The sequence below is a fragment of the Acinetobacter sp. GW821-FHT09D10 genome (assembly GCF_059416285.1).
The window spans coordinates 1,246,678-1,260,249 of the sequence record NZ_JBWKOW010000001.1 but is presented as its reverse complement, the minus strand read 5'-3'; the positions used below and the strand labels follow the sequence as shown (position 1 = coordinate 1,260,249).

Genomic DNA, 13,572 nt, shown 5'->3' with positions numbered 1-13,572 from the left:
GCTACGATTGCAAAGTTGTGCAAGTGAATCAGCATATTATATGTATATGATGAAATCGAATATCAATATGAAAAAACAAGCAAAAGGAATCGGTTTTAAATCACTATAATGCATAACTAATGCTATAAGCCATATAAAGGCTTGTGGTTGGATTATTTATCACGAAAAATTGGAGTTGTTATGGCACTCGTTCCTCCACATGGTCTTCTACGTGGTGGTTTAATACCACTTCTAGATTTTATGGGCAAAATGGATAGAGAAGGACGTGTTCATGACTGAATCAAGACTCACACATCTCAAGCAACTTGAAGCTGAAAGCATTCATATTATCCGTGAAGTTGCTGCTGAATTTGAAAATCCGGTAATGCTTTACTCAATTGGTAAAGACTCTGCGGTAATGCTTCATCTTGCGTTAAAAGCGTTTTACCCAGCTAAACTTCCATTCCCATTATTACATGTAGATACTGGGTGGAAATTTAAAGAGATGATTTCATTTCGCGATAACATGGCAAAAACGCATGGCTTTGATTTAATCGTTCATCAAAACAAAGAAGGTCGCGAAGCTGGAATCAATCCATTTGATCACGGTAGCTCAAAATACACAGATATTATGAAAACCCAAGCTTTGAAACAGGCTTTGGATAAATATCAATTTGATGCTGCTTTTGGTGGCGCACGCCGTGATGAAGAAAAATCACGTGCGAAAGAGCGTGTTTATTCATTCCGTGATAGTAAGCATCGTTGGGATCCGAAAAACCAGCGTCCTGAACTTTGGAATCTTTACAATGGTAAAGTGAACAAAGGTGAAAGTATTCGTGTATTCCCTTTATCTAACTGGACTGAGTTGGATATCTGGCAATATATCTATTTAGAAAATATTCAAATCGTTCCTCTTTATTTCTCTGCTGTTCGTCCAGTAGTAGAGCGTAGCGGTACGTTAATCATGGTTGATGATGAGCGTATGCGTTTAAAAGAAGGTGAAGTTCCACAGATGAAGTCTGTACGTTTCCGTACGCTTGGCTGTTATCCATTAACTGGTGCAGTTGAGTCTGAAGCGGATACGTTACCTGAAATTATCCAAGAGATGCTTTTAGCCACTAGTTCTGAGCGTCAAGGTCGTATGATTGACCATGATGAAGCGGGCTCAATGGAAAAGAAAAAGCAAGAAGGCTATTTCTAAGACAATTTCTAAATTTGTGGAGTTTGAGCAATGTCTCATCAATCAGAATTAATCAGTCAAGATATCTTGGCCTATTTGAAGCAACATGAACAAAAAGACCTTCTGCGTTTTTTGACTTGCGGTAACGTGGATGATGGTAAAAGTACTTTAATTGGACGTTTACTCTACGACTCAAAATTGATTTATGAAGATCAATTGCAAGCCGTAACGCGTGATAGTAAAAAAGTAGGAACTACAGGTGATGCACCAGATTTGGCATTACTTGTAGATGGTTTACAAGCTGAGCGTGAGCAGGGTATTACCATTGATGTGGCTTACCGCTATTTCTCGACAGAAAAGCGTAAGTTTATTATTGCTGACACACCTGGGCATGAACAATATACCCGTAACATGGCAACAGGTGCATCAACCGCTGATCTTGCAATTATTTTGATTGATGCGCGTTATGGTGTGCAAACACAAACACGTCGTCATACTTTTATTGCAAGTTTACTTGGTATTAAAAATATCGTTGTTGCCATTAATAAAATGGATTTAGTTGAGTTCTCTGAAGAGCGTTTTAACGAAATTCAGGTTGAATATGATGCTTTCGTAAACCAATTAGGTGATCGTCGTCCAGCCAATATTCAGTTTGTACCGATTTCTGCTTTAAATGGCGATAACGTGGTAAATGCTTCTGAGCATACAGCTTGGTACAAGGGTCAAACCTTGATGAGCATTCTTGAATCTGTGGAAATTAGTCGCGAATCAAACAAACACGAATTCCGTTTCCCTGTTCAATATGTGAACCGTCCAAACCTAGATTTCCGTGGTTTTGCTGGTACTGTTGCTTTAGGTGAAATCAACGTTGGCGATGAGATTGTTGCATTACCATCAGGTAAGCGTTCAACAGTTAAAGAAATCGTTACTTTTGATGGAAACCTTGAGCAGGCTGTAGCAGGTCAAGCTGTAACATTAACGTTGAATGATGAAATTGATATTAGCCGTGGTAACGTTTTGGTACGTGCTGGCGAGCAACCATTAATTTCACGTAGTGTTCGTGCTTCAGTGGTGTGGATGAATGAACATCCGCTCGTGAAAGGTAAGTTGTACAACGTTAAAATTGGTACACAGACTGTTCCTGCCAAAGTGACTAATATTCACTATCGTGTGAATGTGAATACGCTTGAGCATACTCAGGTTGAAGAGCTTGAGTTAAATGCAATTGCGGACGTTGTTGTTGAGTTTGATGCGCCAGTCGTATTTGACCAGTATCAAGATTCACGATACACAGGTTCATTTATTTTCATTGACCGTTTAAGCAATGTAACGGTTGGTGCGGGTATGGTTGAGTCTGCGGTAGAGTGGACTGCGCATAGTAATCCTGTTACTGCTGAAGACCGTGCTGCACGTTTAGGCCAAAAGCCAGCAGCAGTTCAAGTTTCTGCAAAAGCACTCGAGCAAGCTCAAGTCATCGAAAGTTCGTTAATTCAGCAAGGCGTAGTTGCTATTGCTAAAGTTGATTTAACGGAAGAACAAGTTGCTTTGCTCCGTCAAACTGGCGTAACTGTTTTGACTACTGTAGCTGAAGGTACTGATACTAGCATTACTACTGAAAATGTAGATGAGTTGGTTGAACAAATTATTGCATTAGTCCGTCTTTAATAGGCTGAATTGATTTTGAAAAAACCCGCGTAAGCGGGTTTTTTATTGGATTTAGAAAATACTTTGAGTTTTTAAAGTTAAATATTCTCTTAAATCTTTAGGATAGCTCTGAATCATCTTTAAAAATATATCTCGATCGCCTTGATATAAGGCGCGTGTTGCTTCTTCGTAATTTGGCATATTACCCAACATGGCAGACATAAAACGGTCGATGGCTTGTTTAGCGAGCATAATATTACCTTCAGAATTTGGGTTATTTAACTCTTTATCAATTAACTTACGAATTACTGCTGATGCACTCGCACTTTGTTGATCTAACCAATCCCAATGTTTTTTCTGTAAGGTGATTTCACGAGAAATTACTCCGAGTTTAGGTCGTCCAACTTTTTTAATTTCTTCCGGTTCAGCATAACGTTGTTGAAATTCTTGTTCTGAACTAGAAAGATCAAGATCAATTTGTTGACCTGTTTGATCGTTAAAAATCAGAATATTTTCCGTTGTTTTAGGAATATCTTTGAGTTTTTTTGCAAGTTCAACTAGGGAGCCACTCGCAATAAGCGTGCTTCCAGTGAAAGCAGTATAGGTGATTTTAGTATTCATTTTAGCCGTATATTTTTATCTGGGTAAAATAATATTATCAGGGTAAAATTAATTTGGCAAATAATTAAAATTATAACCAAAGAATTATTTGATTTTATGAGTGTAGTCTATGAAGTTAGGACTATAAAAATAGTCAAGTTAATAGGCTATTTAAAATTTTACTCTGCTTTAGCAGCGCTTTTATGAGAGAATATGCCTTTAGTTGTATGTATAAGGACTCCTATGTTTGAGCAATCTCCTGAATCTTTAAGCGATATCGAAATTTTAGACATTTTACAGTCTATGAAAAAAGATAAGCTGGATACGGAAGCAAATGAGATTATCCGTAATGGGGGGAAAGCTGGGCGTCAAGAAGCACATAAACAGGCTTTAGTTGCATTGAATGCAAACTTTGAAGAAAAGTTTGTAGAAGCTGCTACGCTGGCATTAGGCTTGAATTCAGGTCAGGCGAAAAAGATTCGTTATAAAAAAGACCGTATCCGTATTTTTAAAGCACGTGGTATTGATTATTTAGCTATTGATGGTGCAGAAACCGCTCAGGTTTTAGCTCAAGTTGCTCAAGCGATTAGTCGTGAAGATGCGATCGTGACTGAAGGTCTACACAATATTTTTCCATTTTGGAAAGAAGGTTGGCCAATGGTTCAGTTTGATAATGCTTATAAAATTTTAGAAGAAGACATTACATTGCATTTTCAGATTGTGTTAGATCACTTAATTGAATATGTACAGAAATAAAAAAAGCCCCGATTGGGGCTTTTTTTATTGCATATGAATAATTAAAGCGTGCTAAAGAGTGGGAAAACACCAATCACTAAAGCAGTACCCATTAATACCAGACAAGTTATGAATGCCCACTTTAAAGTGAACTTTTGATGGTCGGCAAAATCGACTTTAGCAAGACCACATAACAAATAGGTAGATGGAACAAGTGGTGAAAGTAAGTGTACAGGTTGGCCTACAATTGAAGCACGAGCAATCGCTTCTGCACTAATACCATAATGTGAAGCAGCTTCAGCAAGAATTGGTAAAACACCATAGAAGAAAGCATCATTTGACATAAAGAATGTCAACGGCATACTCACTAAAGCAGTGATTGGTGCAAGATATGGACCCATGCTTGGAGGAATCATTGCGACGAACTCTTTAGACATCGCCTCAACCATACCTGTACCAGATAAAATTCCTGTGAAAATACCTGCTGCAAAAATTAAGCCCACAACAGCTAAGACACTATCTGCATGCATTGCAATGCGCTTTTTCTGCATATCAACATCTGGGTAGTTAATGAGCATTGCGATACAGAACGCTATCATGAACAACACAGACATAGGCAAAATACCTTTGATCAAAGCAATCATAAGAAGGATGGTAAGTACCATATTTACTTTGCGTAAATGTGGACGAGTCGCTTCAGGATCTTTCGATACAGTAATATTGTCGCCATGGTGAGTTTCAAGCTCAATAACGCCTAAACGTTTTTGCTCGTAACGACCATATAAGTATGCCAAGAAGAATAACCAACCAATACTAATGACCATAGGGATAATCATTGGTACGAAAATGTGGCTTGGGTCAATTTGCAGGGCGCTTGCAGCACGAGCTGTAGGGCCACCCCATGGTGTTAGGTTCATTACACCGCTACATAACAGCATAAGTGCAGTCATGATGAGCGTATTCATTCCTAAGCGTTGATAAAGTGGCAGCATTGCAGCCACACAAATCATATATGTTGTTGAGCCGTCACCGTCTAAAGAAACCATTGTGGTTAAAAACACGGTTCCCATTGTGATTTTTAAAGGATCACCTTTAACCTTTTTCAAAATCCATTTAACCGGTGGATCGAAAAGACCTGCATCGATCATTAAGGCAAAATATAAAATTGCAAATAAAAGCATTACGCCAGTTGGCGCTAATTTTTTGATGCCTTCAAGCATCATCTCACTGAGACCTTTGAGTTCAATGTGACTCAAACTTTCAAAGTAGTGACCTAGGCCCCAGGCAATAAGAGAAAAAATAAATGGGATGAGAATTAAAGCAATAATAGGGCTTAAACGTTTGGACATGATTAAGTACATGAAGCACAAAATCATGCCAACACCAAGTAATGTCAGCATACAATCAATCCTTTGCCTATAGTTTTACTGAACAAGTTTATTCAAAACTCTGACCTTGGTTATTCTTATTAATTTTTATTAAAAAGACAAATAATATATTTAGTTTATTTGGTTAATATATATTCAGTTGGAGAGGTATATTCAGGCGAAATACTGAACATATATAATAGGGTTATAGTAAGCATATAATAAATGTAAGTCATTATAATTCAGTATAAAGGTTTTATAAAAATAAAAATTATATGATATTTTTTTAAATTATATATGATTTGATGGGTGAAATGAGAAGAAGAACCATTTAAAGACTTGCTTTGAGCTAAGTTACATAAGTTTGATGGCAATGTAAATGGGGACCTAATCGCTTCATGTTGATTGAGATATGTAGATTATTCTATTATTTTTCAGTGTTTAAGATTTAATGTAAGTGATAATTTAAATAATATTATTTTTAGATTAAAAGAGCAAATTGAATTTATGAATCTAAAATAATTATTACATATATTTGAAAAATTTATTTAGATTAAAAAATACCCCACATAAAATTGTGAGGTATTTAAATTAATATAAATCAGTTTTCATCAATTGATGAATGTACTTCGCTTTGTTCTAAAATTCGAGTTACAAGAAGTTGGTCAATTTTAAAATGATCGACATCGACTACTTCAAACTTGTATCCACCGAATTCGACAAAATCTGCTGGACGTGGAATTTTGCGTAGGCGGTACATCATGAAGCCTGCTAGTGTTTCATAATTTTCTTCATCAGGCATTTCATCAATTTCAAGTGCGTGTCTTAGGTCATCAATTGGTGTGCTGCCATCAATTAACCACGAGTTATTATCACGCTTAATGATTTGTTGATCTTCCTCAATTGGGGTTACCCAGTCGCCCATAACCGTAATCATAATATCGCTTAAAGTAATGACCCCCACAACAAGCGCATATTCATTTATAACAACCGCAAACTTTTCTTTTGTAGAGCGGAAGCGGTCAAGTAATTCCGAGAGGGTTAGGGTGTCCGGAATCATCAGGACAGTACGAATGGTTGTTTCATTCAATTGCGTTGGAGATTGATTGTTTAGAATACGAACAAGAAAGTCTTTGGCGTCGACGTAACCAATGACCTGATCAATATTTTCATTACATACCAAAAATTTTGAATAAGGATACTCTGCTAATTTTTGACGAATGCTATCTTCATGTTCATTTAAGGTGAAATAAACAACATTTTCACGTGTTGTCATGCTGGAAGGTACGTTGCGTTCTTCTAATTCAAAAACATTCTCGATAAAGTGATGTTCTTGTTTTTGCAGTACGCCTGCTTGAGCACCCGCATCCATTACAGCTGAAATATCATCAAAAGTAATGTTGTCTTCTCGCGTTGTATTCACTTTAAATAAACGGAATAGCAGGTTGGCAATTGCGTTAATTCCCCAAGCTAAAGGTTTACAAACCTTAATAAAAACCTGAATTGGATTAATAACACTAATTGCAATTTTTTCGGGTGCAATCATAGCCAAACGTTTTGGCATAAGATCGGCAAATAAAATAAAGAGTGATGTCACTAAAGTAAAGGATAGGGCAAAACCAATCGTTTGTGTCCAAGGACCTGCGTAGAAACGGTCAACTAAAGTCACGAAATAAGGACGAAAAGCAGCTTCACCCAAAATACCGCCTAAAATCGCAACTGCATTCAGGCCAATTTGAGAGGCTGCAAAAAAGTCAGCAGATTGTTCTTGTAAATCTAGTACTTGTTGAGCGCGTTCTTCACCAGCTTCGGCTAGAATTTTTAGCTTAACTTTTCTGGCACCAGCGAGTGCAATTTCAGTTAAAGATAAAAAGCCTGCTCCGATGATAAGCAGTACGATGATAATGATATTTTGAAAGAGACTCACAAATCACCTGAGATTCATCATTATTATGACTATGTTTTAACATAAAAAAGCGCTGAGGTAATCAGATTGATTGCTCAGCGCCTGAAATCGACAATTAAATTAAAATTTATTTAATAGTGAGAAAATTGTGAATTATTGGTTAGAAATTCACGGTTTTCCTCTTCAATCATTTGACGAGCAACAAATAAGATAAGTTGGCGCAACCAGCGATGAGCAGGGTGATGATGTAACAATGGGCACCAAGCCATTTTAAGTTCGAACTCTGGAATATAAAAAGGAGGATCCTTTATAACCAGTTTAGGGTTTTGTGTTTGTAGACGTGCCATCCGTGTTGGTAAAGTGGCAATAAGGTCTACGTTTTGAGCAAGTAAAGCTGGCATTTGGTAGTGGCGAGTAAATACAGAAATTTTACGACGTTGACCAATACGTTCTAATGCCTGATCAATCCAGCCTAAACCACCTTGTTTATCAGGGTTTACGCCAAAACCGACCCCCATACCTGTTTTAGAAACCCAGATATGTTGTGCATCTAAATAGCTTTTTAAATTTAAATGAGTTACAGCAGGGTGTTTGTCGTTAAGAATACAACTGAAACTATCACGCCAAACTAAAACCTGATGGAAACTTTGTGGTATTTCATTAAATCTATTAATTGCGAGATCAACTTTACCTTGTTCCATGTCTCTATAGGACACATCACTTGGTGTAAGAAAATCAAGAACAACGTTTGGAGCTTCAGAGCGGAGCGCTTTAACAAGACGAGGAACTAAAGTTGCCTCGGCATAGTCCGATGTCATAATGCGGAAAACACGATTACTTGTATAAGGGCGGAATTCGGTACGGGGTTCCAAAATCATGGAGAGATCAGCAAGCGCATCGCGAATACGAGGTTGTAATTCAAGAGCACGTTCTGTTGGAGTCATCCCTTCAGAAGAACGGATAAGAAGAGGGTCATTAAATAAATTACGTAAGCGACGTAAAATATTACTCATTGCAGGCTGAGTTACCCCAAGCTGTTCGGCCGCGCGCGTAACATTTTTTTCACGAAGAAGTACATCAAGATATATTAATAGATTAAGATCTACTCGCTCCAGATTCATAAAAAAAATACCGAAAATAAAACCCTGAAATTGTTTCAAATTATGCCATATCTAATAACTATTGTGTGAAAAAATGATGAGAAAAACGACATTTTTTGTAGGAATTAAGTAGGGGTGAAAAGTGCTTCAAAGGCTCGATTTTATTGTCTTTGCTACATTTTTAAGTATGAAGGTGACAAATAGAATATATTTATATATAACTTATTACTTTCTAGCATGGAAGTTGACTTTTTACATTGGCAAAAATAGCCTAATTTACAATTGACTTTTAAGGTTAAAAATGGGTGGAAAAACTTCAAAAATTGTATAAAAATAAGACTTACTAAGTTTTTAGAATAAAACTCTATACTCCTTTAGAATAATTTTATTTTTATAAACAAAGTGTTAATGTTTTTGGTTTTATCTATAATATCGATTTATCGGTATATTTTTTAAATAAATACTGAAGATTAATAAAGGATATTGGATTAATTGATTGGCTAAGTCTAAGCTGTGTTCATGAAGAAGCAGCTGGTGTCATAAGAAATTTAAGTACATGACTCTAGGCTTCAATCGATGAAATCCTAAAATGAATACAGGACAATATCATGACTACATATCAAACAGCGATTGATGCAATCCGCGAACTAAAAGCAAAATTCGGTAGCACTTGGCGCGATATTAGCCCAGAAGATGCTGCACGTATGCAAATGCAAAACCAATTCAAAACTGGTTTAGACATTGCTAAATATACAGCTGCGATTATGCGTCGTGATATGGCTGCTTATGATGCTGACTCTAGCAAATACACTCAATCATTAGGTTGCTGGCACGGTTTTATTGCGCAACAAAAAATGATTGCGAACAAAAAATACTTCGGTACTACTGAGCGTCGCTATATCTACCTTTCTGGTTGGATGGTTGCTGCTCTTCGTTCAGAATTTGGTCCACTTCCTGACCAATCTATGCACGAAAAAACTTCAGTACCTGCGTTGATCGAAGAAATCTACACTTTCTTACGTCAAGCTGATGCAAAAGAATTAAACGATTTATTCCGTGCGCTTAAAAAAGCAAACGAAGCTGGTGATACTGCTAAAGCTGCTGAAATCACTGCTCAAATCGACGGTTTCCAAACTCACATTGTGCCAATTATTGCTGACATCGATGCTGGTTTCGGTAACGAAGAAGCGACTTACTTGCTTGCTCGTAAAATGATTGAAGCTGGTGCATGTGCGCTTCAAATCGAAAACCAAGTATCTGATGCTAAACAATGTGGTCACCAAGCTGGTAAAGTAACTGTTCCACATGAAGATTTCATCTCTAAAATCCATGCATTACGTTATGCATTCTTAGAAATGGGTCTTGATGACGGTATCATCGTTGCGCGTACTGACTCTGAAGGCGCTGACTTGACTCAAAAAATCCCAGTGGTTAAAGAGCCAGGTGACATTGCTTCTCAATACATCGGTTTCTTAGACACTGTTGAAATTGACATTGCTGATGCTCAAGAAGACGAAATCTTGATCAAACGTGATGGTAAATTACACCGTCCTAAGCGTTTACCTTCTGGTTTATATCAGTTCCGTGCTGACACACAAATTGACCGTGTTGTACTTGACTGTGTATCTAGCCTTCAAAATGGTGCTGACCTTCTTTGGATCGAAACTGCGACTCCAAACGTAGAAGAAATCGCTCACATGGTTAACCGTGTTAAAGAAGTTGTTCCAAATGCGAAGCTTGTCTATAACAACAGCCCATCATTCAACTGGACTTTAAACTTCCGTCAACAAGCTTACGATCGTTGGGTTGCTGAAGGTAAAGACGTTTCTGCTTACGACCGTGCTAAATTAATGAGCGCTGAGTATGATGCTACTGAATTAGCTGCTGATGCAGACGCTAAGATCCGTACATTCCAAGCAGATGCTTCTCGTGAAGCGGGTGTGTTCCATCACTTGATCACACTTCCTACTTACCACACTGCTGCTCTTTCTACACATGAGCTTGCACAAGGTTACTTCGGTTCTGAAGGTATGTTGGCTTATGTTGCTGGCGTACAACGTAAAGAAATCCGTGGTGGTATCGCTTGTGTGAAACACCAAGCAATGGCGGGTTCTGACATCGGTGATGATCACAAAGAAATCTTCTCTGGTGACAATGCACTTAAAGCGCATGACGATGCTAAAAACACAATGAACCAATTCGCTGCACACTAAGAATTGATTTCAAAAAAACCCGCTCAAATGAGCGGGTTTTTTTATCATTAATATATAATTATTTTTTCAATACATAGTGTTCAGCTAAAGAACCTTCAACTTTCTTACCATCCATATCTAAAGCAGTTGCCGTATTTTCACCAATGAAGAATTTACGATTTTGTCCTTTGTCTTCTAAGGTAATTACAGAAGTATTATCTTTGTCAAAAGTAAACGTACCATGTGTTTCAAATGGATTTTTATCACCTTTGCCAAGATAAGTTTCAGTCAATTCATAAGTTTTATCATCTTTTAACTCTAACTCAGTTTTAATGCCTTCACAGTCTGCACATGGAAGAGTGCCTTTATATGTACCGTCCCAATCTAGTGAGTTTTCAGCTGTATGAGCGGTATCTACTGCATTGTTATTTGATTCAGTAGTTTGTGCAGGAGCAGAGGCTTGTTGTGTTGTATCGGCTTTATTTTCGTTTTTGCTACAAGCAACAAGAAGGGCACTTACAAGTGCAACTGATAATAATGTTTTTTTCATGATGATCTAAACCTCGGAAAATAAATAAAAAAGCAATAAATAGGCTATAAAATATGAGAGCTTAATAAAAGTTTAAGTATGTAATTTAATTTTAACAAAAGGTAAAGTGAGTAAATTTTGAATAATTATTAAAACAAAAATAAAAAGGAGGTATTCACTAAAACGATTTAATGAATACCTTATAAATTACGGTTGTGCTGAAACTCCACCTAAGGAGTCACATGCTGATTTATAGAGTTGGTATTGTTGCTTTAAAACCTCATCCAGCGGCATGTCGAATAATTCTTCACCATTTTTGTAGCTCTCTACGTATGAAGTTGCTTTTTCTTTGCTTACCGCTAAAGATTGCTGGTAGTAAGAATTAATCGAGCTTGTTGCAAGCTGGCTTGTCTCAACATTTTTACATTCGAAATTGTGCAGGATCTTTTCTGCACGTTTGACCTCACTAGATTGGCCAAAAATACACCCAGTTAAAAAGACAAGTGGGGTTAACACGAAAAAAAGTTTCATGGAGAGCAAGTATGGAAGCAACGGTGGGCGCTATTGTATAAACAATTCCATAAGTTACTGTGGTTTTATGTTAGACATTGATGATTTTTTAACTCATTAAAATCGAAAAATTGTATCTAATTTTATCAGTCTGCTTATTTTCATATTTGGTGCGTATTTTGCTTATAAGTTTCAGCACTTATTTTGAACATATGAACCAGAATGAATCAGGCACAACCGTTTCCAAAAAACTCTTCAGCACCATTTTGGTATGCACAACTCGAGCTCGGTTTTTGTTTTGAAAATTCACGCACCATAATGAGTCATCGAAAACATCATGGCCCTGTTAGGGTGCAAAAAATGCTCTGGCCTGAAAGAACAGGTGTGTGTCATGCGATTATTGTACATCCACCAGCAGGAATTGCAGGAGGAGATCATCTTACTTTTGAAATTGAAACCAAAGATCAAGCCCATGCGGTAGTGACTACTCCTGGAGCGGGGAAATGGTACAAAACCAATGGGAAACAAGCTTTTCAGCATATTCATTTGCATGTGAAAGATCAGTCCATTTTAGAGTGGGTTCCACAAGAAACGATGCTTTTTGATGGGGCTTTAGCGCATTCAGAAACTCATATTCATCTTGATAATGCTGCAAGTTTTATTGGATGGGATATGTTGGTACTTGGACGACAGGCACGTGCTGAGCGCTTTGTTCAAGGGAGTTATTACAACCAGTTTAAATTGTGGCGCGAAAATAAATTGTTGGTTGCAGATACATTGTATTTTGAAGGAGAAGATCGTTGGCTTAGTTCATGTTTGGGTATGAATAATCAAGCCGTAATGGGAAGCTTTTGGGCAGTCGCTCCCGAGAAGTATCGCTCAGCTTTTTATTTAGAACAGCAGTTAGAACTCATTCGAGAATTAATGATGCGCATGCAAGCACCTGTCACATTAACCTTATTGGATGATGTGGTTTCGGCCCGTTTTTTGGGAAATGATGTCCGTCATTGTCATGATGCTTTTGCAGCTATACGGGCTAAATTACGTCGATATTGGTTTGGTTTAGAAGAAGAATTTCCAAGAATATGGAAAACCTAAGTTACGTTAAATTGCGTATTTAAAAAACGATTAAAACAAGTATGCTGTTTTTGAGCACGTATTTTGCTTGAAGAATATAAATGAAATTTAGGAAAGAGATATGGAACTCAATCCAACAGAAAAAGATAAATTACTGATTTTTACAGCAGGACTGGTTGCTGAGCGCCGTAAAGCTCGGGGCTTGAAACTGAATTATCCTGAAGCTATTGCTTTTATTTCAGCAGCTTTACTTGAAGGTGCACGGGACGGTATGACAGTCAGTGATTTAATGCATTACGGTACAACCTTATTAAAGCGCGAAGATGTGATGGATGGTGTGCCAGAAATGATTGCTGAGGTTCAGGTCGAGGCAACTTTTCCAGATGGCTCGAAATTAGTCACAGTCCATCAGCCAATCGTATAAAAGGAACGCTTATGATCCCCGGCGAAATCATTACTCCAGATGCTGATATTGAACTGAATGTTGGACGGCAAACTTTAAAAGTTGTAGTGGCTAATATTGGTGATCGACCTATTCAAGTGGGTTCTCATTTTCATTTTTATGAAGCAAATGATGCACTACAGTTTGATCGTGAAATGGCCAAAGGTTTTCGATTGAATATTGCAGCTGGTACAGCAATTCGCTTTGAACCGGGACAAACTCGAGAAGTGGAGCTCGTTGCTTTAGCGGGTAAGCGAGAAGTATATGGTTTCGCAGGCCGCGTCATGGGCAAGTTGGATTAGACATAACAA

At 37.6% G+C, this 13,572-nt stretch carries 14 protein-coding genes; 8 read left to right on the top strand and 6 right to left on the bottom strand.

Annotated features, from left to right (window positions below; translation table 11 throughout):
* Nucleotides 1-147 precede the first annotated feature (147 nt).
* Genes AC07M3_RS05935 through cysN form a run of 3 tightly spaced genes read left to right on the top strand, consistent with a single transcriptional unit; the run spans nucleotide 148 to nucleotide 2,824 of the window.
* Complete coding sequence (locus AC07M3_RS05935) at nucleotides 148-279, top strand: hypothetical protein (protein ID WP_080026499.1); 132 nt, start codon at nucleotides 148-150, stop codon at nucleotides 277-279.
* Nucleotides 272-1,180 (top strand): sulfate adenylyltransferase subunit CysD, encoded by a 909-nt coding sequence (cysD, locus tag AC07M3_RS05930; RefSeq protein ID WP_004641806.1) that lies wholly within the window; start codon nucleotides 272-274, stop codon nucleotides 1,178-1,180. The genes AC07M3_RS05935 and cysD overlap by 8 nt, the downstream gene beginning before the upstream one ends.
* 30 nt (nucleotides 1,181-1,210) lie before the next feature.
* Nucleotides 1,211-2,824 carry a sulfate adenylyltransferase subunit CysN gene (gene cysN, locus AC07M3_RS05925; protein WP_133746567.1) on the top strand — a complete coding sequence of 538 codons (1,614 nt, stop codon included), beginning with the start codon at nucleotides 1,211-1,213 and terminating at the stop codon, nucleotides 2,822-2,824.
* Nucleotides 2,825-2,875: 51 nt separating this feature from the next.
* Here the strand turns inward: cysN and AC07M3_RS05920 are convergent, their stop codons facing one another.
* Nucleotides 2,876-3,424 carry a DUF2239 family protein gene (locus AC07M3_RS05920; RefSeq protein WP_494566817.1) on the bottom strand — a complete coding sequence of 183 codons (549 nt, stop codon included), beginning with the start codon at nucleotides 3,422-3,424 and terminating at the stop codon, nucleotides 2,876-2,878.
* 222 nt (nucleotides 3,425-3,646) lie between these two features.
* On the opposite strand from AC07M3_RS05920, the gene AC07M3_RS05915 reads away from it, so the two are divergent.
* A complete protein-coding gene (locus AC07M3_RS05915; RefSeq protein ID WP_133746566.1) occupies nucleotides 3,647-4,159 on the top strand; it encodes a hypothetical protein in 513 nt (170 codons plus the stop codon).
* Between the two features lie 41 nt (nucleotides 4,160-4,200).
* Here AC07M3_RS05915 and AC07M3_RS05910 read toward each other — a convergent pair whose 3' ends face one another.
* From AC07M3_RS05910 to AC07M3_RS05900, 3 genes are all read right to left on the bottom strand, one after another.
* The gene (locus AC07M3_RS05910) at nucleotides 4,201-5,538 is read right to left on the bottom strand and encodes a CitMHS family transporter (RefSeq protein ID WP_005042217.1); all 1,338 of its coding nucleotides are present in this window, start codon (nucleotides 5,536-5,538) and stop codon (nucleotides 4,201-4,203) included.
* A 568-nt stretch (nucleotides 5,539-6,106) separates the two neighbouring features.
* Complete coding sequence (gene paeA, locus AC07M3_RS05905) at nucleotides 6,107-7,432, bottom strand: polyamine export protein PaeA (RefSeq protein WP_017391686.1); 1,326 nt, start codon at nucleotides 7,430-7,432, stop codon at nucleotides 6,107-6,109.
* Between the two features lie 110 nt (nucleotides 7,433-7,542).
* Entirely contained in the window at nucleotides 7,543-8,532 is a 990-nt protein-coding gene (locus AC07M3_RS05900) for a LysR family transcriptional regulator (RefSeq protein WP_003653025.1), read from the bottom strand.
* Nucleotides 8,533-9,119: 587 nt separating this feature from the next.
* Here AC07M3_RS05900 and AC07M3_RS05895 point away from each other — a divergent pair.
* The gene (locus AC07M3_RS05895) at nucleotides 9,120-10,724 is read left to right on the top strand and encodes an isocitrate lyase (RefSeq protein WP_003653024.1); all 1,605 of its coding nucleotides are present in this window, start codon (nucleotides 9,120-9,122) and stop codon (nucleotides 10,722-10,724) included.
* A gap of 58 nt (nucleotides 10,725-10,782) precedes the next feature.
* On the opposite strand, the gene AC07M3_RS05890 is transcribed toward AC07M3_RS05895, so the two are convergent.
* Together AC07M3_RS05890 and AC07M3_RS05885 are read right to left on the bottom strand one after the other, a co-directional pair.
* Nucleotides 10,783-11,253 carry a copper resistance protein NlpE gene (locus tag AC07M3_RS05890; RefSeq protein ID WP_494566816.1) on the bottom strand — a complete coding sequence of 157 codons (471 nt, stop codon included), beginning with the start codon at nucleotides 11,251-11,253 and terminating at the stop codon, nucleotides 10,783-10,785.
* 186 nt (nucleotides 11,254-11,439) lie between these two features.
* The gene (locus tag AC07M3_RS05885) at nucleotides 11,440-11,763 is read right to left on the bottom strand and encodes a hypothetical protein (protein WP_005042208.1); all 324 of its coding nucleotides are present in this window, start codon (nucleotides 11,761-11,763) and stop codon (nucleotides 11,440-11,442) included.
* A gap of 201 nt (nucleotides 11,764-11,964) precedes the next feature.
* Here AC07M3_RS05885 and AC07M3_RS05880 point away from each other — a divergent pair, with 201 nt between their 5' ends.
* The 3 genes from AC07M3_RS05880 to AC07M3_RS05870 all read left to right on the top strand — a co-directional run bounded on the left by AC07M3_RS05880 (nucleotide 11,965) and on the right by AC07M3_RS05870 (nucleotide 13,563).
* Nucleotides 11,965-12,840, top strand: a complete 876-nt coding sequence (locus AC07M3_RS05880) for an urease accessory protein UreD (protein ID WP_494566815.1) — start codon at nucleotides 11,965-11,967, stop codon at nucleotides 12,838-12,840.
* A 100-nt stretch (nucleotides 12,841-12,940) separates the two neighbouring features.
* A complete protein-coding gene (gene ureA / locus AC07M3_RS05875; protein ID WP_002117495.1) occupies nucleotides 12,941-13,243 on the top strand; it encodes an urease subunit gamma in 303 nt (100 codons plus the stop codon).
* Nucleotides 13,244-13,254: 11 nt separating this feature from the next.
* Nucleotides 13,255-13,563: an urease subunit beta gene (locus tag AC07M3_RS05870; protein ID WP_003653016.1), complete on the top strand. Its 309-nt coding sequence runs from the start codon at nucleotides 13,255-13,257 to the stop codon at nucleotides 13,561-13,563.
* Nucleotides 13,564-13,572: the final 9 nt, after the last annotated feature.

What these genes read in the sequence shown, in the direction of transcription:
- AC07M3_RS05870 (WP_003653016.1), top strand. Translation starts at nt 13,255, where the DNA reads ATGATCCCCGGCGAAATCATTACTCCAGATGCTGATATTGAACTGAAT.
- AC07M3_RS05885 (WP_005042208.1), bottom strand. Translation starts at nt 11,763, where the DNA reads ATGAAACTTTTTTTCGTGTTAACCCCACTTGTCTTTTTAACTGGGTGT.
- cysD (WP_004641806.1), top strand. Translation starts at nt 272, where the DNA reads ATGACTGAATCAAGACTCACACATCTCAAGCAACTTGAAGCTGAAAGC.
- AC07M3_RS05900 (WP_003653025.1), bottom strand. Translation starts at nt 8,532, where the DNA reads ATGAATCTGGAGCGAGTAGATCTTAATCTATTAATATATCTTGATGTA.
- AC07M3_RS05890 (WP_494566816.1), bottom strand. Translation starts at nt 11,253, where the DNA reads ATGAAAAAAACATTATTATCAGTTGCACTTGTAAGTGCCCTTCTTGTT.
- AC07M3_RS05915 (WP_133746566.1), top strand. Translation starts at nt 3,647, where the DNA reads ATGTTTGAGCAATCTCCTGAATCTTTAAGCGATATCGAAATTTTAGAC.
- ureA (WP_002117495.1), top strand. Translation starts at nt 12,941, where the DNA reads ATGGAACTCAATCCAACAGAAAAAGATAAATTACTGATTTTTACAGCA.
- AC07M3_RS05910 (WP_005042217.1), bottom strand. Translation starts at nt 5,538, where the DNA reads ATGCTGACATTACTTGGTGTTGGCATGATTTTGTGCTTCATGTACTTA.
- AC07M3_RS05895 (WP_003653024.1), top strand. Translation starts at nt 9,120, where the DNA reads ATGACTACATATCAAACAGCGATTGATGCAATCCGCGAACTAAAAGCA.
- cysN (WP_133746567.1), top strand. Translation starts at nt 1,211, where the DNA reads ATGTCTCATCAATCAGAATTAATCAGTCAAGATATCTTGGCCTATTTG.
- AC07M3_RS05880 (WP_494566815.1), top strand. Translation starts at nt 11,965, where the DNA reads ATGAATCAGGCACAACCGTTTCCAAAAAACTCTTCAGCACCATTTTGG.
- AC07M3_RS05920 (WP_494566817.1), bottom strand. Translation starts at nt 3,424, where the DNA reads ATGAATACTAAAATCACCTATACTGCTTTCACTGGAAGCACGCTTATT.